Origin of the sequence: Pseudomonas sp. 22085 (genome assembly GCF_052045815.1) — a bacterium.
Taxonomy (GTDB): domain Bacteria; phylum Pseudomonadota; class Gammaproteobacteria; order Pseudomonadales; family Pseudomonadaceae; genus Aquipseudomonas; species Aquipseudomonas glycinae.
Window position 1 is genome coordinate 42141 of sequence record NZ_JBQEQA010000031.1, and the last position, 20428, is coordinate 62568.

Genomic DNA, 20428 nt, shown 5'->3' on the forward strand with positions numbered 1-20428 from the left:
CAGCCCTACCCGAATCGACCACGCCCATGAACGCCCCACGCACACCGAAACCTGCGCGCAAGAAGCCTGACTCCGTCACCCCGGCCAAGCCCGTGGCGCCGCGTAAAGAAGCCAGCCTGCATCCGCGCAATCGCCATCAGGGTCGCTACGACTTCCCGGCGCTGATCAAGACTACGCCGGAACTGGCGAAGTTCGTGATCACCAACCCGTACGGCAAGGAAAGCATCGACTTCGCCAGTCCCGATGCAGTGCGTGTGTTCAACCGGGCGCTGCTCAAGTCGTTCTACGGCATCCAGCATTGGGACATCCCGGCCGATTATCTGTGCCCGCCGGTGCCGGGCCGTGCCGACTACATCCACTTCCTGGCTGACCTCTTGGCCAGCAACAACGACGGTGTGGTTCCGCGTGGCGCCATCGTCAATGTGCTGGATATCGGCATGGGCGCCAACTGCGTGTACCCGCTGATCGGTAACAGCGAATATCGCTGGCACTTCCTCGGCTCGGAGATCGATCCGACCGCCGTGGCCGCCGCCAGGGCCATCGTCCAGTCCAACGACCTGAACAAGGTCATCCAGCTGCGCCAACAGGAGAACCGCAAGCACATCCTGATCGGCCTGCTGGAGCCCGGCGAGCGCTTTGACCTGACCATGTGCAACCCGCCGTTCCACGCCTCGATGGAAGAGGCTACCAAGGGCAGCGAGCGTAAGTGGCGGGCACTGGGCAAGGCCGACCCGAAACGCAAACTGCCGGTACTGAACTTCGGCGGTCAGTCGGCCGAGCTGTGGTGTGAAGGCGGCGAAGCACGTTTCGTGACGCAACTGATCGCCGAAAGTGCGAACTTTGCGCACAAGGTGTTGTGGTTCAGCACCCTGGTCTCGAAAGCTTCAAACCTGCCGGCCATCGAAATTGCGCTGAAGAAGGCCGGTGCGCTGGAAAGCCAGGTAGTGGAAATGTCCCAGGGGCAGAAGCAGAGCCGCTTCGTGGCATGGACCTTCCAGACCAAGTCCGAGCAGCAGATCTGGCGGCGCGAACGCTGGGTTCGCAAGTAATTCGCTTCAATCGGGGCGGCGCTTGATCGCAAAGCCGCCGCTACTGCTGAAACACAAACAGCAGACATAAAAAAACCGTGTCCGGATCGCTCCGGTGCACGGCTTTTTTGTATCGCTGCGTCTTACTTGTTCACAGCGTCGGTCAGGCTTTTGGCCACAACCAGCTTGATCACTTTCTTGGCAGGGATTTCGATGGCAGCGCCAGTCGACGGGTTACGGCCAGTGCGGGCAGGACGCTCGGTCACTTTCAGCTTGCCGATACCTGGCAAAGTGATTTCGGCACCATTTTCCAGCTGATCGGCAACGATTTGACCCAGTTGGTCCAGAGCGGCACGCGCGGTGGTTTTCGGCGCGTCGATAGCTTCAGCGATGTCGGCGATCAGTTGGTCTTTAGTAAGAGCCATGTAGTGTTCCTTCCCTATCAAATTCATATGGATTGCAGAGTGCAGTGTCAGCCATCGAGCCCGATCTTCTGGATCTGGCACCCTCGGCGATAACCACGACGAGTCGGGGTTATAGATGCCGAAATCAAGGTTTGGTTCGACCTGACAAAAGCTGAATGCATGCTTGTCGCGGTGACTTCGCACAAGACCGGGCAAAACTAGCACAGAGACAAGGAAATATCCGCCTCTAGCTAGCCAAATGGTCAGGTTTATTGCGCTAAATCGGTAAATAAATGCATAAGGGCGGTCGAGTGACCAGGATTTGCCCCTCACCCCGCGCCAAATCCAGTGGTTGCGGTACACTGGGCGCTTTTTCGGGGGAGCCCGCCCTCCTTCCTTCCACCAGCCGAGAAGCCTATGCCGATCCGTCATTGCATCGTCCATTTGATCGACAAAAAACCCGACGGCACACCCGCAGTCCTGCACGCCCGTGACTCCGAACTGGCTGAGTCCGCAGCCATCGAGAACATGCTCGCCGATCTCAACGAGAGCTATAACGCCAAACAGGGCAAAGCCTGGGGCTTGTTCCATCCGGAGTCCGGCGCGTTCCCGTTCAGCGGCTGGCTGAAGGAATACATGGAGGGCGGCAAGGACTTCACTGCGTTCAGCAAAGTCGCGGTCGAGCACCTGCAAAAGCTGATGGAAGAATCGAACCTGTCGGTCGGCGGCCACGTGCTGTTCGCCCACTATCAGCAAGGCATGACGGACTACCTGGCCATCGCCTTGCTGCACCACAGCGAAGGCGTGGCGGTGACCGATGAGCTGGACGTGACCCCGTCGCGCCACCTCGACCTCGGCCAACTGCACCTGGCGGCGCGGATCAACGTTTCCGAGTGGCAGAACAACAAGCAGTCCAAGCAGTACATTTCGTTCATCAAGGGCAAGAACGGCAAGAAAGTCTCGGAGTACTTCCGCGACTTCATCGGCTGCCAGGAAGGCGTCGACGGCCCGGGCGAGACCCGCACCCTGCTCAAGGCCTTCAGCGACTTCGTCGAGAGCGAAGACCTGCCGGAAGACTCCGCGCGCGAAAAAACCAAGACCCTGGTCGATTACGCCAGCAGCCAGGCCAAGCTCGGCGAACCGATGGGCCTGGAAGAACTGTCTGAGCTGATCGACGAAGAACGCCCGAAGGCCTTCTACGATCATATCCGCAACAAGGATTACGGCCTGTCGCCGGAGATTCCGGCGGATAAACGCACGCTCAACCAGTTCCGCCGCTTCACCGGCCGCGCCGAAGGCCTGTCGATCAGCTTTGAAGCGCACCTGCTGGGCTCGAAGATCGAATACGACGAAGAAGCCGGGACTTTGGTCATCAAAGGCCTGCCGACCTCGCTCACCGATCAGCTGAAGCGTCGCAACTGATGCTCGGCAATGTGCTGAAGAAAGTCGCACTGGTTCTGCTGGTGGTTGTGGTCTATCAGAACTGGGGCAAGATCGAGCGGGTGTTCAACCCGTCGCAGATGGCGTCGGAGCAGATCCGCGCCAACGCCAATGTGGTGCTGTACGCGACGGACTGGTGCGGCTACTGCAAGCAGACCAAACGCTTTCTCGATCAGAAAGGCATTGCGTTCAAGGAATTCGATATCGAGAAGGATGCCGAAGCACGCAAGGCGTACGAAGCTTTGGGCGGACGCGGAATTCCTCTGATCGACGTCAATGGCACGTTGATTCGCGGGTTTGATCCGGACGAGATTCTCGCTGCACTGAAATGAACGAGGGAGCCAATCGGCTCCCTCAGTTGTTTCAGCGTTTCTCGATTCGGAAACCGAAACGCGGGAAGTGCACATGCACCAACCCGCCACGTTCGTCTTCACGGCGCAGGATCAACTCCTCTCGACCGGCAAACACCAGCTCACCGGCAACCGGATCAACGCCGTAGTCTGTCGCGGCGATCAGCACCTGCTGACCTGCCACGAACCCGTTCGGATCAGTGAACTCTTCGTCCGGCAACGCCGCCGGCGTCGAACTGCGCGCAATTTCCAGTGCCTGCTCCGAGCTCATCTCGCTGGCCGCGCCATGGCCAAAACCGAGCACACGCCCCAGCCACGCCGACACCGCCGGATAAGCATCCACCAAGGGCGCCGTCACGTGCGTGGCCTTGAGGAACCACAGTGGATGGGCCATGGCGAAGTCGGCAATCGACGGCTCACCGAACAGGAAGTCACCGTCTTCACGCTGCAACTGCTGCTCCAGACGCGCCATGAGGGTCGGCCAATTGTGCCTGGCCTGCTCCGCTGACAGCCTGGTTGCGCTGCCACCGCTGAACAGTCCGGCACGATCGGCGAGAAACGCCTTGATCGCTTCCGGCGGCAACTTGCCGAAACGTACCGCCACCGATTCCGGCTGAAACACCAGGCTCACCGCATGCTGGAACACCACCGAATCGGCCCAGGCGGCAAAACTGGCGGCGATCATTTCCTGACCGTCCGGGAAGAACGAAGGCTGAGCCTTCTCCTGCTCGAGGCGACGGGCAATCAGCGCGGTGTCGCAATAGATGTCGGCGCCGATCTGCAGCACTGGCGTCTTGCGATAGCCCCCGGTCAGGGCAGTCAGATCCGGTTTCGGCATCACCGGCGAGATGTGCACCGAGCGCCAGGACAAGCCCTTGAAACCCAACAGCAGCCGGGCCTTTTCGGCGAATGGAGAGGTCGGGTAATGATGCAGAATCAACTCGGACATGCTCGGCTCCGCCGCACAGAAAGTGAACCAGCAGCTTAGCGCGCAATTCGTTCGCAGCCTACGGATCCGGCTGATGGGAACTGATCAGTCAGGTTGATAAGGCATGCAAAGAGGAATACTCTCCGCCTACGTCAATGTCTCCTGTGAGATCAGTAAACCCGGCCGCAAACCGGCGTTTACAGAAAAAACCGCCCCGCAAAGGCGGTTTTTTTCGCCTGTCGTTTGCCGGAGGCACCGCGTCGACGCGGAGATTTCTACCGTTTGCCAATACCTGATCAATCAGGCCGATAAGACGCCACCAGACACTCCTTCGCACTCTTCCTGAGCTTCTTGATCAACCGCTCCTGACGCAACGCATCACCCTTGTCGCGACAACGCTCGGTGTAGACCAGCGCCATCGCCGGGCTTGAAAGAAAGAACCGTGCGCCCTTGCCGCTCTGGTGCTTGGCAAAACGGCGCACGGGATCATCGCTGATCCCGCAGTACAGCGAACCGTTGGCGGCGCGTACGAGGTAGACGAACCAGGATTTGCTCACTGGAACGTCGGCATCGAGAGGATTTTTGCTGAGGCTGTTCACGGGACAATTCAGGCGTAAGGAAAACAGGTGGCGATCTTATCAGCGACTCGCCTGAAATGCCTTCAGCCCTTTCAGCGCCTGAGCACGGACAGCGTTGCGCACCAGAGGCGTCCAGCCCAACAACAACCCCTTGAAACCCAGCGCCTGACGCGACCAGCGCCACAGGTCGAAGTGGTCGTGGTGTTCACAGATCTTGCCGTCACGGAAAACGAAGCGCGCCTGGATGTCGTTGATCACGACATTGCCGGTCTGGCTGAACAGGTAGGTCGCCACCCAGTGGGCGCCGCCGCTGCGCTCGTCGGCGCGGACGTTGTTGAAGGTCAGGGAGAAGTCCTTGGCGCGAGTGGTGAGCATGCGCCACATGTCGCCGGCATCACGACCGCGCAGCTCGCCGAAGGCCGGATCGCTGAACACCACGTCGTCGGTGTAGCAGGCGGCCATGGCCTCGGCGTCGAGGCGCTGGAAAGCCTGGTAGAAACGGGTGATCAGGGCGCTGTGGGCTTCTTCACTCATGGGCAATCTCCAGGAAAGGTACAGATTGCCAGCACGATAATCCGCAAACGCCTGAAACACTATCGGCATTCGCATTTCGAATACCGACAGTGTGTACGCATCAGACCTTTTCGCTGACCACCTGCACGTACAGCGCACGTCCGGCACCGAGGCCAGCGAGGATTGCACCCGCACCAATGATGCCGAAAATCCAGCCCACGGCGTTCCAGCCACCGGTCCAGTCATGCACTACGCCGACCGCGAACGGCCCCATGGACGCGAGGGTGTAGCCAAAGCCCTGGGACATGCTCGACAGGTTGGCCGCGACATGGGAATCCCGCGAGCGCAGCACGATCAGGGTCAGCGCCAGGCTGAACGTGCCGCCCTGCCCCAGGCCCAGCAGGATCGCCCAGCCCCACAGGCCTTCGATCGGCGCGAAGAGGCAACCGAACAGGCCGCCCAGGGTCAACGCCATCACCACCACGATCGCCAGCCGCTGATCTTTGCCACGTGTGGCCAGCCACGGTGCCGCCAGGGAGCTGGCGAGCTGGATGATCACCGATCCGGACAGCACCAGACCGGCCTGGGTCGGCGTCAGCCCGCGACCGATAAGGATCGACGGCAGCCAGCCGAACACGATGTAGGCCAGCGACGATTGCAGGCCCATGTACAAGGTCACTTGCCAGGCCAGCGGATCCCGCAGCAGACCGCGCACCCGGTAGGCAACGTTGTGTGCACCATGCTTCTGGCCGATTTGCGGCAGCCAGAACACTGCCGCCACCAGCGCCGGGATCACCCAGAAACCCAGGCCCATGGCCCAGCTGTGGTCAAAGTGTTCGCTCAATGGCACGGTCGATCCCGCCGCCATTGCCGCGCCCAGGCACAGGGCCATGGTGTAGACGCCGGTCATGGTGCCGGCGTGTTTGGCGAAGTCGCGTTTGACGATGCCCGGCAGCAACACGCCGATGATGCCAATGCTCGCGCCACCCAGCACGCTGCCGGCGAACAGACCGATCTCACCGAAATTGCTGCGCAGGATGATGCCGCCGGCCAGTGTCAGAAGAATCCCCAGTACCACCCGTTCGGCACCGAAACGCCGTGCGAGCAATGGGGCCAGAGGTGCGAACAACCCAAGGCAGAGCACTGGCAGCGTCGTCAGCAATCCCGCTTGAGCAGCGGACAAACCGAGACTTTTCGACACTTCACCGAGCAACGGCGCCATGCTCGACAGCGCCGGACGCAGGTTCAACGCCACCAGGATCAGCCCCAGCAGCAACAGCCACGGGCGCCGCACCAGCGGATGGCTTTGCTGCACCTGATCGTCATCGGCTTCGGCGTCGATCAACAACTCTTCAAGCTCGGCCTTGCGAACGGGGGCTGTGGAGACTTCTGGGCGGGACATGGTTTTCTCGGTTTCAAGGTTCATTGATCAACTGCCTCGACAGGGCTTTGGCCCGCTCCGGATCGCGCTGCTCGACGGCCTCAAGCAAGGCGACGTGCAAATCGAAGACTTCCTGTCGACGGGGGACGATGTTCAGGGTCTGGCGCAATTGCGCGCCGACGATGCTGGAAAAATAGCGATACAGCTCGCTGAGGGTCGGGTTGTGCGCGGCGTCCACCAGACGGCGGTGGAAAACCAGATCGCAGGCGATGTAGCTGTCGAGGTCGCCATGGTAGTGACTGCCGGCGTGCCCCAGTGCCTCGCGCAACGCGACGAGGTCTTCGTCGGTCCGGCGCAAGGCCGCCAGGCCAATGGCCTCGACTTCAAGGATGTGCCGGGTTTCCCGGGCCTGATCCAGCGAGCATTTGGACAGCGCCTTGAGCGTGTCCATCGGATCGACCACTGCCCGCAGGTAACTGCCGTCACCCTGACGGATCTCGATCAACCCTGAGAACGCCAGCACCCGCATCGCCTCGCGAACGGTGTTGCGGCTGATGCCGAGTTCGGCGCACAGCTCGGGCTCGGTCGGCAATCGCTGACCGACCTGCCACGTGCCGTCGGTAATGCGCTGGCGCAACTGATCCAGGGCTTGGTCGACCAGGGATCGCTTAATGAGTGGAGAAATGTCTGACATAGGATTCGCCCTTTCATCCAATCATGGGATGAATTTTCTGACATGTTAGTCAGCTCCTTGTAGGACAGCAACCACCTAGGGTCAGAGAGAGGCAAATGGAGCGGGATTTTCGATTGGTCAGAATTACCCTTTAAGGGTAATTTCAGGGACAGGGTTTTGGTTTCTTATGGAAAAGAACACACCCCATTACGACTTGGTGGTGATCAAGGCTGAGGTCAGGCGACGGGGAAGACAGGCATTCACCAAGAGCGCAGAAAAAACCGGACTGGATCTCGGCTTCAGCATCATAGAGATGCAAGAAATCGTTTTCGAACTGCAGAACAGGATGTTGTACAAGTCGATGACCACCTATGACGATCATCGAGTCTGGCAAGACGTTTATCACACGCACTCACACGATCTGGAGATTTACATCAAGGTGACATACCGCCCCGAAGGTGGCCCACCGGTAATCTCCTTCAAGGAGAAAAACCAATGAAAACCCGGCAATGTTTCAGCTGCGGTGCACGTGAGGGAATGACACATTTCGAAGGCCGCGGCGAAACCATCAGTGTCAAAGGCATGGAACGTCGTATCGATGACCTTGCTGGCTGGGAATGTCGTAAATGCGGTGAGGTCGAGTGGGACGCCGATACCGATAGTGCAGAACGCTACACGCAAGCCGGTGATGATCTGGTAATAGCTGCCCGACAAATGATCGGTAACGAAATGAAGCGCATCCGGCGCAAATTGCACCTGACGCAAAAAGAAACGGTTCAACTGTTGTCAGGTGGCGGACACAACGCATTTTCCCGCTATGAGCGCGGCGAAGTGCTTCCGCCGAAGGCGTTGATGCTGCTGATGCGCCTGCTCGATCGCTATCCGCACTTGCTCGCCGATGCGAAAGCCTTGGGTGAAGGGGCGGATCTGAGGAACGCCTTCAAGTATACCGAGCACAAAGAACACGAAACCCTCACTGTTTCCTGACTCCCAAAAAACAAACCCGGCACAAGGCCGGGTTGGTTTTATGCATCAGATCTCAATGCAGGATCTGACTCAGGAACAGCTTCGTCCGATCATTCTGCGGATTGTCGAAGAAGTCGTTCGGTGCCGCCTGCTCAACGATTTCGCCCTTGTCCATGAAGATCACGCGGTTGGCCACGGTGCGGGCGAAGCCCATTTCGTGGGTTACGCAGAGCATGGTCATGCCGTCTTCGGCCAGGCCGATCATGGTGTCGAGCACCTCTTTCACCATCTCCGGGTCGAGTGCCGAGGTCGGTTCGTCGAACAGCATGATTTTCGGCTTCATGCACAGCGCGCGGGCAATCGCCACACGCTGCTGCTGACCGCCGGACAGCTGTCCCGGATACTTGTGCGCCTGCTCCGGAATGCGTACGCGCTCCAGGTAATGCATGGCGATTTCCTCGGCCTTGCGCTTGGGCATCTTGCGCACCCACATCGGCGCCAGAGTGCAGTTCTGCAGGATGGTCAGGTGCGGGAACAGGTTGAAGTGCTGGAACACCATGCCGACTTCACGGCGGATCGCTTCGATCTGCTTGAGGTCGTTGGTCAGCTCCACGCCATCGACCACTATGCGGCCCTGCTGGTGCTCTTCCAGACGGTTGAGGCAGCGGATGGTGGTGGACTTGCCGGAACCCGACGGGCCGCACAGCACGATACGCTCGCCCTGACGCACGTTGAGGTTGATGTCTTTCAGCACGTGGAACTGGCCATACCACTTGTTCACGCCCTGCATCTGAATGATGCCTTCAGGGCCCACTGGCTTTTTGATTGCTTCGCTCATCGAAAAAACTCCTAACGCTTGTGGCCAGTGTCGAGCTTGCGTTCCAGGTGCATGGAATAGCGCGACATGCCAAAACAGAAAATCCAGAACACCAGGGCGGCGAACACGTAGCCTTCGGTGGCCATGCCCAGCCATTTCGGATCGGCAGCGGCTTGCTTGACGCTGTTGAGCAGGTCAAAGAGGCCGATGATGATCACCAGGCTGGTGTCCTTGAACAGCGCGATGAAGGTGTTGACGATGCCGGGAATCACCAGCTTCAGGGCTTGCGGCAGAATCACCAGGCCCATGGCGCGCCAGTAACCGAGGCCCATCGCGGCCGCGGCTTCGTACTGGCCTTTGGGGATCGCTTGCAGACCGCCGCGCACCACTTCGGCGACGTACGCCGACTGGAACAGGATCACGCCGATCAGCGCCCGCAGCAGCTTGTCGAAGTTCATGCCTTCGGGCAGGAACAGCGGCAGCATCACCGAGGACATGAACAGCACCGTGATCAACGGCACGCCGCGCCAGAACTCGATGAAGGTCACGCAGACCACACGAATCGCCGGCATGTTCGAACGCCGGCCCAGCGCCAGGACAATCCCCAGCGGCAACGCACCGGCGATGCCGACAGTGGCGATCACCAAAGTCAGCATCAGACCGCCCCACTGGCTGGTCGCCACGGTGTCGAGGCCGAAGACGCCGCCATGCAGCAGGCACCAGGCAACAATCGGGTAGACCACCAGGAAGCTCAGGCCGTACACCGCCTTGTGCGCCACGCGCTTGATGAACAGTGGCGCCACGCCGATGACCGCCAGCCACACGGTCAGGTCCACGCGCCAGCGCAGTTCCGGCGGGTAGTAGCCGTACATGAACTGGCCGAAACGCTGCTGGATGAAGACCCAGCAGGCGCCATCCTTGGTGCAGTCGGCGCGGGTGGTGCCGACCCAGTTGGCATCGAGGATCGCCCAGCTGAGGATCGGCGGCACCACCAGGTAGATCAGGTAGAACGCAAACAGGGTCAGCAGGGTATTGAGCCAGCTGGAGAACATGTTCGCGCGGATCCACGCCATCGGGCCGAAGACCTTGGCCGGCGGTGGCATGTCGGGTTTGAAAGTATGAGTACTCATGCGCTATTCCTTACCGCTCGATCAGCGCGATGCGCTTGTTGTACCAGTTCATCAGCAGGGAAATGCTGATACTGATCGCCAGGTACACGCTCATGGTGATGGCAATGACTTCGATCGCCTGACCGGTCTGGTTCAACACGGTGCCGGCGAACAGCGAAACCATCTCCGGATAACCGATACCGGCCGCCAGCGAGGAGTTCTTCGCCAGGTTCAGGTATTGGCTGGTCAGCGGCGGGATGATGACCCGCAGCGCTTGCGGAATGATCACCTTGCGCAGGGTCGGGCCGTTGCGCAGGCCGAGCGAATGCGCCGCCTCGGTCTGGCCATGGCTGACCGACTTGATGCCCGAACGCACGATCTCGGCGATGAACGCTGCGGTGTACACCGTCAACGCCAGGGTCAAGGCCAGCAGTTCCGGAATCAGCACCCAGCCACCGACAAAATTGAAGCCTTGCAGCTTCGGCATTTCCCAGTGCACAGGTGCACCGAAGATCAGCGCGCACAGCGCCGGGATCACCAGGAACAGCGCCAGGCCTGCCCAGAACTTGTGGAATGGCTCGCCGGTTGCTTCAAAGCGCTTGTTGGCCCAGCGGCTCATCAGCACGATGGCGACGATGGCCACCACGATGCTGACCACGAACGCCCAGAAGCCGTCGGCCATTTGCGCGGCCGGCATGTTCAGGCCACGGCTGCTGACGAAGAAGGTATCGCCGAAGTTGTGGCTGTTGCGCGGCCCCGGCATGGTCAGGAACACCGCGAAGTACCAGAACAGGATCTGCAGCAGTGGCGGGATGTTACGGAAAACCTCCACGTACACCGTTGCCAGTTTGGAAATGATCCAGTTCTTCGACAGACGTGCCACGCCGACGATGAAGCCGAGGATCGTGGCCAGGATCACACCGATGAACGTCACCAGCAGCGTGTTGAGCAGGCCGATGACGAAAACCCGGGCATAACTGTCCGCTTCAGTGTAGGAGATCAGGTGTTGAGCAATGCCGAACCCGGCACTGCGCTCGAGAAAGTCGAACCCCGAAGTGATACCCCGGTGTTGCAGGTTGGTCTGGGTGTTATCGAACAGATACCAGCCCAGGGAGACCACCGCCACGATGGTGATGATCTGAAATACCCACGCACGCACTCGTGGATCGCTGAGGCTGAGCCTCTGCTTTGGTGCGCCGATTGAATTTTGCATGAAGTGCCCCGGAAATAATGGAACAGAACATCACCCGGCAGTTGGCCTGCCGGGTGACAGAACCATCAGCGCACTGGTGGTGCGTATTGAATGCCGCCGTTGTTCCACAGCGCGTTCAGGCCGCGGTCGATTTCCAGCGGAGTGCTCTTGCCGAGGTTTTTCTCGAAGATTTCGCCGTAGTTGCCGACTTGCTTGACGATCTGTACGACCCAGTCCTTCGGCAGTTTCAGGTCTTTGCCGTATTCGCCGTCTGCACCGAGCATACGAGCGACATCCGGGTTCTTGGTCGCCTTGGCTTCAGCTTCGACGTTCTTCGAAGTGATGCCGGCTTCTTCGGTGTTCAGCAGCGCGTAGCCAACCCAACGCACGATGGCCAGCCACTCGTCGTCGCCGTTACGCACGACCGGGCCCAGTGGTTCCTTGGAAATGGTTTCCGGCAGAACTACATAGTCCTTCGGCGAAGCCAGCTTGCTGCGCTGGGCGAACAGCTGGGACTTGTCGGAGGTCAGCACGTCGCAACGACCGGATTCCAGCGACTTGGCGCTTTCATCGGAGGTGTCGAAAGTGATCGGGGTGTATTTCAGACCGTTGCCGCGGAAGTAGTCGGAAACGTTCAGCTCGGTGGTGGTACCGGCCTGGATGCAGATGGTTGCACCGTCCAGCTCTTTGGCACTCTTCACGCCCAGCTTGTTGTTTACCAGGAAGCCGATGCCGTCGTAGTAGGTAATGAAGCCCGGAAATTTCAGGCCCATGCCCGCGTCACGGGAGCTGGTCATGGTGGTGTTGCGCGACAGAATGTCGATCTCGCCCGACTGCAGCGCGGTGAAACGCTCCTTGGCGTTCAGCTGACTGAACTTGACCTTGGTCGCGTCGCCGAACACGGCAGCAGCCACGGCGCGGCAGACGTCAGCATCGATACCCACGATCTTGCCGGTGGAATCCGGAACCGAGAAGCCTGGCAAGCCATCGCTGACGCCGCACTGCACGAATCCTTTCTTCTTCACTGCATCCAGGGTTGCACCCGCCTGAGCGAACCCGCTGACACCCAGTACTGCAGCAGCAGTCACGATCGCCAGCGTGGATTTCAACATCTTCATTCAAACCTCCAGTTTTGCTCTTGTTGTGTCGGAGCTTGAGTCCAGTCGCACCCTTTTGAGGCGTTGTTGACCCGTGTTGGCTTTTTTTGGGGTCAACCGACGCAGGACCTTCGCTATGAGTCTAGTAGGAGACAATCCACATCATGGACAACTCACTTCTCACCAGTCGGCCGAACGGGCGGTAGCCCTTTCACGTTCGCTAAGCCCGTTGCGGCCATTGGCGAACATCCATCACCGGATTCTTTGCTATCCCGTCGCCAGGCGTTCACTGATAGTGTTACCGCCAGGCGCGAGATCGATTGCACGACTACCTCATAGCAAAGCCCGTACCACACCGGCTGCTGAAGCGATTGAGTGACAGGTCAATAGCAAAACTTGCAGCCTTGCGACATCTTCTTAACGGATCAACCGGGCGCGCACGCAAATCACGCACTCAATGAGAGCGCCCGCACACAATTGGAGCAGCCATGACCGAGCCCTTGATTCTTCAGCCTGTTAAGCCCGCAGACGCCTGCGTGATCTGGCTGCACGGCCTCGGCGCCGACCGCTACGACTTTCTGCCGGTGGCCGAAGCGCTTCAGGAAAGCCTGCTGAGCACGCGTTTCGTCCTGCCCCAGGCGCCGACCCGTCCGGTGACGATAAATGGCGGATATGCCATGCCGAGCTGGTACGACATCAAGGCGATGAGCCCGGCCCGGGCAATCGACCGCGATGAGCTGGAAGCGTCCGCCGACCGCATCATCGAATTGATCGAACAACAGCGAAGCAGCGGAATAGACGCCTCGCGGATTTTCCTCGCCGGTTTTTCCCAGGGTGGCGCCGTGGTCTATCACACCGCATTCCTGAAGTGGCAAGGGCCATTGGGTGGGGTACTGGCACTATCGACATACGCGCCGACGTTCAGCGATGAACTGGAGTTGTCCGCCAGACAGCAGCGGATTCCGGTGCTGGCGCTGCACGGCCAGTTCGACAACGTGGTGCAGAACTCGATGGGACGCACGGCTTATGAGTATCTCAAGGCCCATGGTGTCACCGTGACATGGCAGGAATACCCAATGGAGCACGAAGTGTTACCCGAAGAAATTCGCGACATCGGCACATGGTTGAGCGAACACCTGCGCTGACAATTGCGACAGGGGTCGCCCTTTGATCATCCCACTACGCCGCGCCCGTTTCTTGCATTACACTGGCCGGCGTACATTCCTTAACCAATTGATGAGATGACCGTGCTCAAAGCACTCAAGAAAATGTTCGGTAAAAGCGAGGCTGAGCAGCTCGCGCCAGTCCCCACTGCGCCGTCGCACGCCCCCGGTCATCGCAACGATGCCAGCCAGGCCGACCGCCAGACGCCCGCCACGCCCCCAAAGCAAGAACCGAAACCCGCTCCAGCTGCCGCGCCTGCCACCGAGCCGGCCCGCAGCGAAACACCGAAACCGGCCAGACCACGTCGCGAACCCAAGCCCAAGGCGCCGGTGATTCCCTGGAAACTCGAAGACTTCGTCGTCGAGCCCCAGGAAGGCAAGACCCGCTTCCACGATTTCAAACTCGCCCCTGAACTGATGCACGCCATCCACGACCTGGGTTTCCCGTATTGCACACCGATCCAGGCCCAGGTGCTGGGTTATACCCTCGCCGGCAAAGACGCCATCGGCCGCGCCCAGACCGGCACCGGCAAGACCGCCGCGTTCCTGATCTCGATCATCACCCAGCTGTTGCAGACCCCGCCGCCGAAAGAGCGTTACATGGGCGAGCCACGGGCGCTGATCATCGCGCCGACCCGCGAGCTGGTGGTGCAGATCGCCAAGGACGCCGCCGACCTGACCAAGTACACCGGCCTCAACGTCATGACCTTCGTCGGCGGGATGGACTTCGACAAGCAGCTCAAGCACCTCGAAGCGCGCCATTGCGACATCCTCGTCGCGACCCCGGGCCGCCTGCTCGACTTCAACCAGCGCGGCGACGTGCACCTGGACATGGTCGAAGTGATGGTGCTGGACGAAGCCGACCGCATGCTCGACATGGGCTTCATCCCGCAGGTCCGGCAGATCATTCGCCAGACCCCGCCGAAAAGCGAACGCCAGACTCTGCTGTTCTCCGCGACCTTCACCGATGACGTGATGAACCTCGCCAAGCAGTGGACCACCGATCCTGCGATCGTCGAAATCGAAGTCACCAACGTGGCCAACGAAAACGTCGAGCAGCACATCTACGCGGTGGCCGGTGCCGACAAATACAAACTGCTCTTCAACCTGGTCAACGATAACGGCTGGGAGCGGGTCATCGTGTTCGCCAACCGCAAGGACGAAGTGCGCCGCATCGAAGAACGCCTGGTACGCGACGGCATCAACGCCGCGCAACTGTCCGGCGACGTGCCGCAGCACAAGCGAATCAAGACGCTCGAAGGCTTCCGCGAAGGCAAGATCCGGGTACTGGTCGCCACCGACGTGGCCGGTCGCGGCATCCACATCGACGGCATCAGCCACGTGATCAACTTCACCCTGCCGGAAGTCCCGGACGACTACGTGCACCGCATCGGCCGTACCGGTCGGGCCGGCGCCGATGGCGTGTCGATCAGCTTCGCCGGTGAAGACGACTCCTATCAGTTGCCGTCCATCGAAGAAAAACTCGGTCGCAAGATCAGCTGTGAAACGCCCCCGACCCATCTATTGCGGGCGGTTGAGCGCAAGCGTCCACAGTAAGCGACGCTATAAAGAGAAGCGCAGCCGGCAACGGACTGCGCTTTTTTTTCGCCCGGATATTGTTCAATAATACTAAAAGTCCATAATGGACAAATTAGTTTAGAAACAATCTGCGGAGTCCGACATGTCCAGTACGCCTTACGTGATCGACCAAACCCAGGCCCGCGAACTGCTGGCCCGAATCGATGTGCCGCAGATCCTGCGCAAGCTGTTCCGCGATCTGGCGGCCGGAGACGCGGTGCAACCGGCGCAGCAACTGGTGGAGTTCCCTCAGGGCGCCGGGGATTTCATCAACTATCTGGGCGTGCTGGCGGAAGACGGCGTGTACGGGGTCAAGACCTCGCCCTACATCGTTCGCGAACAAGGCCCGTTGGTGACGGCGTGGACGCTGCTGATGTCGATGCAGACCGGCCAGCCGCTGCTGCTCTGCGATGCCGGCGAACTGACCACTGCCCGTACCGCTGCGACCACGGCCGTGGCGGTCGATGCCCTCGCCCCGTTGAACGCCACGCGTCTGGCAATCATCGGCAGCGGCAAGGTCGCCCAGGCGCATCTGCACTACGTCAAAACCTTGCGCGACTGGCAGAGCATCAGCGTGTACTCGCCCACCTTGAGCGAAGACCCGGCAACCGCCCGCCAACTGCAATCCCTCGATCCACGGGTGAGCATCGCCGACAGCCGCGAAGCCGCCATCGCCGACGCAGATGTGATCATGCTCTGCACATCGTCCGCGGGCCCCGTGATCGACCCGGCAACCTTGAGCAAACCGGCGCTGATCACCTCGATCAGCACCAACGCACCGCGCGCCCATGAAGTGCCACCGCAAAGCCTCAACGACATGCAGGTGTTCTGCGACTATCGTCTGACCACCCCGGGCTCGGCCGGCGAGATGCTGATTGCCGGCGAACAGCATGGCTGGGACAGCAGCGCGATCCTCGGTGACCTGGCAGATCTGCTCAGCGCAAAAGTGCAGCGCCCCGATTACCACCGCCACGTGTTTTTCCGCTCCATCGGTCTGGGCCTGGAAGACATCGCCCTGGCCAACGCCGTCTATCAATTGCAGCGCTGACACCGGAGATTTTCATGAGTCATGCAGATTTCATCATCATCGGCGGCGGGATTGCCGGCGCGTCCACCGGTTTCTGGCTGTCGCAGCACGGCAAGGTCGTGGTGCTGGAGCGCGAGTCGCACCCGGCTTATCACTCGACCGGGCGTTCGGCTGCGCTGTTCACCGCCGCATACGGCACTCCGCAGGTTCGGGCGCTGACCCAGGCCAGCCGGGAATTCTTCGACCATCCGCCCAGCGGCTTCTGCGAACACCCGCTGCTGACTCCACGCGGAGAAATGACTGTCGACTTCGCGGGTGACGCCGCCGAGCTGAACAATCAGTACCTCAGCGCCAAAGCCACGGTGCCGGAAATGCAGCTTCTCAGCGCGGATGAAGCCTGCGCGCGGCTGCCGATCCTGCGCCGGGAGAAAGTCCATGGCGCGATCTACGACCCGACCGCCAGCGACATCGATACCGATGCGCTGCATCAGGGCTATCTGCGCGGCATCCGTCGCAACAACGGCCAGGTGCAGACCGATTGCGAAGTGATCGGACTGAGCCGCGATGCCGACGGCATCTGGCAAGTGCAGACCAACGGCCAGACCTTCAGCGCCCCCATCGTAATCAACGCGGCAGGCGCCTGGGCCGACAAGATCGGTGCCCTGGCCGGCGCCAAGCCGCTGGGCCTGCAACCGAAACGTCGCGCGGCGTTCATCTTCGCCGGCCCCGAAGGCGTCGACATTCATCACTGGCCGATGCTGGTCAGCCTCGACGAATCCTTCTATATGAAGCCCGACGCCGGCATGTTCCTCGGCTCGCCGGCCAATGCCGACCCGGTCGAACCGCACGACGTGCAGCCGGAAGAACTGGACATCGCCATGGGCATTTACCAGATCGAGGAAGCGACGACCGTGACCATCCGCCGCCCGACCCGCACCTGGGCCGGGCTGCGCAGTTTCGTCGCCGACGGTGATTTGCTGTCCGGGTTCGATCCGCAGGTGCCGGGGCTGTTCTGGGTCGCGGCCCAGGGCGGTTACGGTATCCAGACCTCACCGGCGATGGGCATGGCCAGCGCGGCGCTGGTGCGTGGCGAATCGCTGCCCGAACACCTCAAACAATTCGGCCTGAGCGCCGCCATGCTCGCCCCTGCCCGCCTGGCCTGACCGTCCGCCCGGATGACGCGCCCGACGGATTGCGGCACACTCGCAACGCCCCCGGATCACGGGGGCGTTGACGTTGCCTGGAGCTCCACAGTTATGACCGCCCCCGAACACACGCCCGAGCTGCATGACGCCGCGCTGGACAACTACCACGCCATCGCCGATGCCATCGCCACGCTGTTCTTTCCCCACGCCGAAGTGGTGCTGCACGACCTGCGCACGCAGAAGGTCGACTACATCGCCAACAACCTGTCGAAACGGGTGATCGGCGATGAATCGTCGCTGGAAGACATGCTCAGCGACGACGTCAGCGAACGGAACATCGGCCCGTACGAAAAGCTCAACTGGGACGGCCAGAAGATTCGCAGCCTGAGCACCGTGCTGCGCGACAGCGAAGGTCATCCGCTGGCGGTGCTGTGCATCAACCTGAATATTTCGCTGTTCGAGAATGCCAAGGCTGCGCTGGACCTGTTCCTCTCGCCGAGCAAACTGATTCCGCAACCGGACTCGCTGTTTCGCGATGACTGGCAGGAACGGATCAACACCTTCCTGCACGCCTGGCTGCGCGAACGACAACTGAGCCTGAACCTGCTGACCCGCGATCACAAACGCGAACTGGTATTGGCGCTGCACGCCGAGGGGGCGTTCAAGGGCAAGAGCGCCTCGAACTATGTGGCCAATGTGCTGAACATGGGGCGGGCGACGGTTTACAAGCATTTGAAGGAATTGAAGGGCTGAAGATTTTGCGGTGAATCTGACGGCCTCATCGCTGGCAAGCCAGCTCCCACAGGTTTTGTGTACACCAAAAATCTCTGTGGGAGCTGGCTTGCCAACGATGGCGGACTGTCAGTCGCCGTAGATGTCCGACTTGAAGTACTTCTCGGAAATCTTCTGATATTCGCCACTGGCGCGGATGCCGTCGATGGCGCTGTTCAACTGGCTGACCAGTTCGGTGTTGCCCTTGCGCACCGCAATCCCCGCACCCTCGCCCACGTACTTCGGATCCTTCAGCTCAGGCCCGACAAAGGCGTAACCCTTGCCGCGCGGCATCGACAGGAAGTCGTTCAGCGGGATGGTGTCGGCGAAGATCGCGTCGAGACGACCGGCCGCCAGGTCCATGTAGATTTCTTCGTTGTTGCCATAGCGTTTGACGTTGATGCCCTTGGGCTCGAACACCTCGGTGGCGTAACGGTCGGTGGTGGTCGCACGCTGCACGCCGACGGTTTTGCCCTTGAGGCTGGCGTACTGGTCATCGACGCTCGCGCCTTCCTTCATCACCAGCCGCGACGAGGTGAAATAGTACTTGTGGGTGAAGTCCACCGACTTCTTGCGGTCTTCGTTGATGGTCATGGACGACAGCGCCATGTCGATTTTCTTCACTTTCAGGGAAGGAATCAGACCGTCGAACTCGCCCTCGACCCACACGCACTTGACCTGCATCTGCGCGCACAGGGCATTGCCGATGTCGTAGTCGAAACCGACGATCTCACCCTTGTCGGTTTTCGAGGCGAAGGGCGGATACGCCGCTTCGATGCCGATGCGCAGGGTTTTCTCGGCGGCGAACGCGCTGCTGCACGCCAACAGGCTCAGTGCCAGACCGGTGATGAGGGGGAATTTCTTCATGTTCGTTCTCTCGCGGGTTGTTGTTGGTTTGGCAAGACGAAGAAGAGCAGCTGCAAGCGGTAAGCCTGGAGCTTCAAGCACGAGGCGATTTTTTTGTACTTGTAAATCCATACTGGACTTTTACGTACAAGCCGTCAATCAGGCAAAAGAGATTGCTTCCTGCTGTTGGTCGGGTGGGAAAACAGGAGCGTTTTCGGTGGTGCGGATGGCGCCTTCGCGGGCAAGCCCGCTTGTATGTTTAGACTTGAAGGGGTGGGCGGGACTAAAAGCTCGATTCCGACTCTAGCCAGTACGGACCGTGGGAGACTTCTCGTCCCGCCCTTTCTACCTAAAGCGCCGATAAGGAATTCATCGGTAAAACCGACGATAGAGGCAAGCCAGCGCTACGGTAGACCCCGACAAGCTCTTAAACCCTAGCTCCGAGGATTCGTCATGACAATCCTTACCTCGCCAACGGTGATTGGTGTCGATGTGGCCAAGGCCGAAATCGTTGTTTATCGCGAAGATCTGGAAATTACCCAGGTCATCAACAATGACCGCACGTCTGTAGGTCGTTGGCTGAAGACCTTGCCCGCACAAAGCTCGATCGCTCTGGAAGCCACTAATCTCTACCACCTGGACACGGCCGAACTGGCCCATGGTATGGGGCATCGGGTTTACGTCGTGGACCCTTACCGGGTGAGCCATTACCGCGAAAGCATCGGTCAGCGTGCAAAAACCGACCCTTGTGATGCACGTCTTCTGGCGCGTTATCTAACCAGTGAACAGCACCGGCTGCGGGTCTGGAGCCCACCACCACGGCACTACACGGTGTTGAAAAGTCTGCTTAACAAGCGTGCGCAGCTGATGAAGGCCCGAGTCAGTATCATGCTGAGCTGGTCAAACGAACCTCTCCTTGAAGATCTTTTGGCCCGTGGGTTGGAGCATTTCAAACAGCTTGATCAAGCCATTCAGGAATTACTCCGCAAAGTCAGCCAAGAGGCCGGCATTAGCGAAAACATCAGACGCTGCAAAGCGATTGAAGGGATTGGTGAACTCACGGCAACGGGCTTGGCAACTACGTATATGCGAGGTGAGTTCGCCAGCGCCGATGCGTTCATCGCCTTTCTGGGAATGGATTTGAAGGCAAAGGACTCAGGCAAGAAACACAGTCCTCGCCACTTGAGCAAAAAAGGTGACGGAGAATTACGGCGTCTTGCACACAATGCAGCTATGGCAGCTTGTCGGTCCCCTGTTTGGAAACCGTTCTATGAATCCTATCTGGCAAGAGGTCTAGCCAGAACTCAGGCTTTGGTCATCCTCGCCCGTAAGCTTTGCCGGGTGGCATTCGCCCTCATGAAAAATCAGAGCGAATACCAACCCAATTTAAGGTTGCAGGGTTCCCCTGCAACATAGAATCTC

22 protein-coding genes are annotated in these 20428 nt (G+C 59.9%); 11 read left to right on the forward strand and 11 right to left on the reverse strand.

Annotated elements, in window-relative coordinates:
* Positions 1-26 precede the first annotated feature (26 nt).
* Positions 27-1049, forward strand: coding sequence for a 23S rRNA (adenine(1618)-N(6))-methyltransferase RlmF (rlmF, locus tag ACTJK7_RS27555; protein ID WP_085654683.1), 1023 nt, complete (start codon positions 27-29; stop codon positions 1047-1049).
* 122 nt (positions 1050-1171) lie between these two features.
* Here the strand turns inward: rlmF and ACTJK7_RS27560 are convergent, their stop codons facing one another.
* Positions 1172-1453 carry an HU family DNA-binding protein gene (locus ACTJK7_RS27560; RefSeq protein ID WP_064382436.1) on the reverse strand — a complete coding sequence of 94 codons (282 nt, stop codon included), beginning with the start codon at positions 1451-1453 and terminating at the stop codon, positions 1172-1174.
* 396 nt (positions 1454-1849) lie between these two features.
* Between ACTJK7_RS27560 and yejK the strand changes: the two genes are divergently transcribed.
* On the forward strand, positions 1850-2854 hold the full coding sequence (yejK, locus tag ACTJK7_RS27565) for a nucleoid-associated protein YejK (protein ID WP_039769496.1): 1005 nt from the start codon (positions 1850-1852) through the stop codon (positions 2852-2854).
* Complete coding sequence (locus tag ACTJK7_RS27570; RefSeq protein ID WP_085654681.1) at positions 2854-3204, forward strand: glutaredoxin family protein; 351 nt, start codon at positions 2854-2856, stop codon at positions 3202-3204. Before yejK ends, ACTJK7_RS27570 begins: the two co-directional genes overlap by 1 nt.
* Positions 3205-3235: 31 nt before the next feature.
* On the opposite strand, the gene ACTJK7_RS27575 is transcribed toward ACTJK7_RS27570, so the two are convergent.
* From ACTJK7_RS27575 to ACTJK7_RS27595, 5 genes are all read right to left on the reverse strand, one after another.
* Entirely contained in the window at positions 3236-4171 is a 936-nt protein-coding gene (locus ACTJK7_RS27575; RefSeq protein WP_440781035.1) for a glutathione S-transferase family protein, read from the reverse strand.
* A gap of 275 nt (positions 4172-4446) precedes the next feature.
* Entirely contained in the window at positions 4447-4749 is a 303-nt protein-coding gene (locus ACTJK7_RS27580; protein WP_440781036.1) for a GIY-YIG nuclease family protein, read from the reverse strand.
* Positions 4750-4788: 39 nt separating this feature from the next.
* Positions 4789-5262, reverse strand: a complete 474-nt coding sequence (locus ACTJK7_RS27585; protein WP_085654676.1) for a nuclear transport factor 2 family protein — start codon at positions 5260-5262, stop codon at positions 4789-4791.
* 100 nt (positions 5263-5362) lie between these two features.
* Positions 5363-6667 carry a CynX/NimT family MFS transporter gene (locus ACTJK7_RS27590; protein WP_108559705.1) on the reverse strand — a complete coding sequence of 435 codons (1305 nt, stop codon included), beginning with the start codon at positions 6665-6667 and terminating at the stop codon, positions 5363-5365.
* Positions 6657-7316, reverse strand: coding sequence for a FadR/GntR family transcriptional regulator (locus ACTJK7_RS27595; protein WP_064382442.1), 660 nt, complete (start codon positions 7314-7316; stop codon positions 6657-6659). The genes ACTJK7_RS27590 and ACTJK7_RS27595 overlap by 11 nt, the downstream gene beginning before the upstream one ends.
* 166 nt (positions 7317-7482) lie before the next feature.
* Between ACTJK7_RS27595 and ACTJK7_RS27600 the strand changes: the two genes are divergently transcribed.
* Entirely contained in the window at positions 7483-7794 is a 312-nt protein-coding gene (locus ACTJK7_RS27600; protein WP_074691191.1) for a type II toxin-antitoxin system MqsR family toxin, read from the forward strand.
* The gene (locus ACTJK7_RS27605; RefSeq protein ID WP_007957339.1) at positions 7791-8282 is read left to right on the forward strand and encodes a type II TA system antitoxin MqsA family protein; all 492 of its coding nucleotides are present in this window, start codon (positions 7791-7793) and stop codon (positions 8280-8282) included. The genes ACTJK7_RS27600 and ACTJK7_RS27605 overlap by 4 nt, the downstream gene beginning before the upstream one ends.
* Before the next feature lie 52 nt (positions 8283-8334).
* Here ACTJK7_RS27605 and ACTJK7_RS27610 read toward each other — a convergent pair whose 3' ends face one another.
* The 4 genes from ACTJK7_RS27610 to ACTJK7_RS27625 form a co-directional block, all read right to left on the reverse strand.
* Positions 8335-9099, reverse strand: coding sequence for an amino acid ABC transporter ATP-binding protein (locus ACTJK7_RS27610; RefSeq protein WP_007957337.1), 765 nt, complete (start codon positions 9097-9099; stop codon positions 8335-8337).
* Between the two features lie 11 nt (positions 9100-9110).
* On the reverse strand, positions 9111-10208 hold the full coding sequence (locus ACTJK7_RS27615; protein ID WP_064382444.1) for an amino acid ABC transporter permease: 1098 nt from the start codon (positions 10206-10208) through the stop codon (positions 9111-9113).
* A 10-nt stretch (positions 10209-10218) separates the two neighbouring features.
* Positions 10219-11400: an amino acid ABC transporter permease gene (locus ACTJK7_RS27620; protein ID WP_011332572.1), complete on the reverse strand. Its 1182-nt coding sequence runs from the start codon at positions 11398-11400 to the stop codon at positions 10219-10221.
* A gap of 65 nt (positions 11401-11465) precedes the next feature.
* A complete protein-coding gene (locus tag ACTJK7_RS27625; protein WP_064382445.1) occupies positions 11466-12497 on the reverse strand; it encodes an amino acid ABC transporter substrate-binding protein in 1032 nt (343 codons plus the stop codon).
* 467 nt (positions 12498-12964) lie between these two features.
* Between ACTJK7_RS27625 and ACTJK7_RS27630 the strand changes: the two genes are divergently transcribed.
* The 5 genes from ACTJK7_RS27630 (at position 12965) to ACTJK7_RS27650 (ending at position 18142) form a co-directional block, all read left to right on the forward strand.
* Positions 12965-13621: an alpha/beta hydrolase gene (locus tag ACTJK7_RS27630; RefSeq protein ID WP_323151564.1), complete on the forward strand. Its 657-nt coding sequence runs from the start codon at positions 12965-12967 to the stop codon at positions 13619-13621.
* Positions 13622-13717: 96 nt separating this feature from the next.
* Entirely contained in the window at positions 13718-15196 is a 1479-nt protein-coding gene (rhlB, locus tag ACTJK7_RS27635) for an ATP-dependent RNA helicase RhlB (RefSeq protein ID WP_323151565.1), read from the forward strand.
* A 124-nt stretch (positions 15197-15320) separates the two neighbouring features.
* The gene (locus ACTJK7_RS27640) at positions 15321-16265 is read left to right on the forward strand and encodes an ornithine cyclodeaminase family protein (RefSeq protein WP_323151566.1); all 945 of its coding nucleotides are present in this window, start codon (positions 15321-15323) and stop codon (positions 16263-16265) included.
* A 14-nt stretch (positions 16266-16279) separates the two neighbouring features.
* A complete protein-coding gene (locus ACTJK7_RS27645; RefSeq protein WP_323151567.1) occupies positions 16280-17407 on the forward strand; it encodes an NAD(P)/FAD-dependent oxidoreductase in 1128 nt (375 codons plus the stop codon).
* Positions 17408-17500: 93 nt separating this feature from the next.
* The gene (locus ACTJK7_RS27650) at positions 17501-18142 is read left to right on the forward strand and encodes a helix-turn-helix transcriptional regulator (RefSeq protein WP_007957327.1); all 642 of its coding nucleotides are present in this window, start codon (positions 17501-17503) and stop codon (positions 18140-18142) included.
* A 108-nt stretch (positions 18143-18250) separates the two neighbouring features.
* On the opposite strand, the gene ACTJK7_RS27655 is transcribed toward ACTJK7_RS27650, so the two are convergent.
* Positions 18251-19027, reverse strand: a complete 777-nt coding sequence (locus ACTJK7_RS27655) for an ABC transporter substrate-binding protein (protein WP_064382451.1) — start codon at positions 19025-19027, stop codon at positions 18251-18253.
* Between the two features lie 432 nt (positions 19028-19459).
* Between ACTJK7_RS27655 and ACTJK7_RS27660 the strand changes: the two genes are divergently transcribed.
* Complete coding sequence (locus ACTJK7_RS27660; protein WP_440779566.1) at positions 19460-20422, forward strand: IS110 family transposase; 963 nt, start codon at positions 19460-19462, stop codon at positions 20420-20422.
* Positions 20423-20428: the final 6 nt, after the last annotated feature.

Bases quoted from the DNA above. Each gene is read 5' to 3' on its own strand.
- ACTJK7_RS27640 (WP_323151566.1), top strand. From the start codon at position 15,321: ATGTCCAGTACGCCTTACGTGATCGACCAAACCCAGGCCCGCGAACTG.
- ACTJK7_RS27605 (WP_007957339.1), top strand. From the start codon at position 7,791: ATGAAAACCCGGCAATGTTTCAGCTGCGGTGCACGTGAGGGAATGACA.
- ACTJK7_RS27655 (WP_064382451.1), bottom strand. From the start codon at position 19,027: ATGAAGAAATTCCCCCTCATCACCGGTCTGGCACTGAGCCTGTTGGCG.
- ACTJK7_RS27645 (WP_323151567.1), top strand. From the start codon at position 16,280: ATGAGTCATGCAGATTTCATCATCATCGGCGGCGGGATTGCCGGCGCG.
- rhlB (WP_323151565.1), top strand. From the start codon at position 13,718: ATGACCGTGCTCAAAGCACTCAAGAAAATGTTCGGTAAAAGCGAGGCT.
- ACTJK7_RS27630 (WP_323151564.1), top strand. From the start codon at position 12,965: ATGACCGAGCCCTTGATTCTTCAGCCTGTTAAGCCCGCAGACGCCTGC.
- ACTJK7_RS27615 (WP_064382444.1), bottom strand. From the start codon at position 10,208: ATGAGTACTCATACTTTCAAACCCGACATGCCACCGCCGGCCAAGGTC.
- ACTJK7_RS27590 (WP_108559705.1), bottom strand. From the start codon at position 6,667: ATGAACCTTGAAACCGAGAAAACCATGTCCCGCCCAGAAGTCTCCACA.
- ACTJK7_RS27660 (WP_440779566.1), top strand. From the start codon at position 19,460: ATGACAATCCTTACCTCGCCAACGGTGATTGGTGTCGATGTGGCCAAG.
- ACTJK7_RS27560 (WP_064382436.1), bottom strand. From the start codon at position 1,453: ATGGCTCTTACTAAAGACCAACTGATCGCCGACATCGCTGAAGCTATC.
- ACTJK7_RS27595 (WP_064382442.1), bottom strand. From the start codon at position 7,316: ATGTCAGACATTTCTCCACTCATTAAGCGATCCCTGGTCGACCAAGCC.
- ACTJK7_RS27585 (WP_085654676.1), bottom strand. From the start codon at position 5,262: ATGAGTGAAGAAGCCCACAGCGCCCTGATCACCCGTTTCTACCAGGCT.
- yejK (WP_039769496.1), top strand. From the start codon at position 1,850: ATGCCGATCCGTCATTGCATCGTCCATTTGATCGACAAAAAACCCGAC.
- ACTJK7_RS27650 (WP_007957327.1), top strand. From the start codon at position 17,501: ATGACCGCCCCCGAACACACGCCCGAGCTGCATGACGCCGCGCTGGAC.
- ACTJK7_RS27610 (WP_007957337.1), bottom strand. From the start codon at position 9,099: ATGAGCGAAGCAATCAAAAAGCCAGTGGGCCCTGAAGGCATCATTCAG.
- ACTJK7_RS27600 (WP_074691191.1), top strand. From the start codon at position 7,483: ATGGAAAAGAACACACCCCATTACGACTTGGTGGTGATCAAGGCTGAG.
- ACTJK7_RS27570 (WP_085654681.1), top strand. From the start codon at position 2,854: ATGCTCGGCAATGTGCTGAAGAAAGTCGCACTGGTTCTGCTGGTGGTT.
- ACTJK7_RS27620 (WP_011332572.1), bottom strand. From the start codon at position 11,400: ATGCAAAATTCAATCGGCGCACCAAAGCAGAGGCTCAGCCTCAGCGAT.
- ACTJK7_RS27625 (WP_064382445.1), bottom strand. From the start codon at position 12,497: ATGAAGATGTTGAAATCCACGCTGGCGATCGTGACTGCTGCTGCAGTA.
- rlmF (WP_085654683.1), top strand. From the start codon at position 27: ATGAACGCCCCACGCACACCGAAACCTGCGCGCAAGAAGCCTGACTCC.
- ACTJK7_RS27575 (WP_440781035.1), bottom strand. From the start codon at position 4,171: ATGTCCGAGTTGATTCTGCATCATTACCCGACCTCTCCATTCGCCGAA.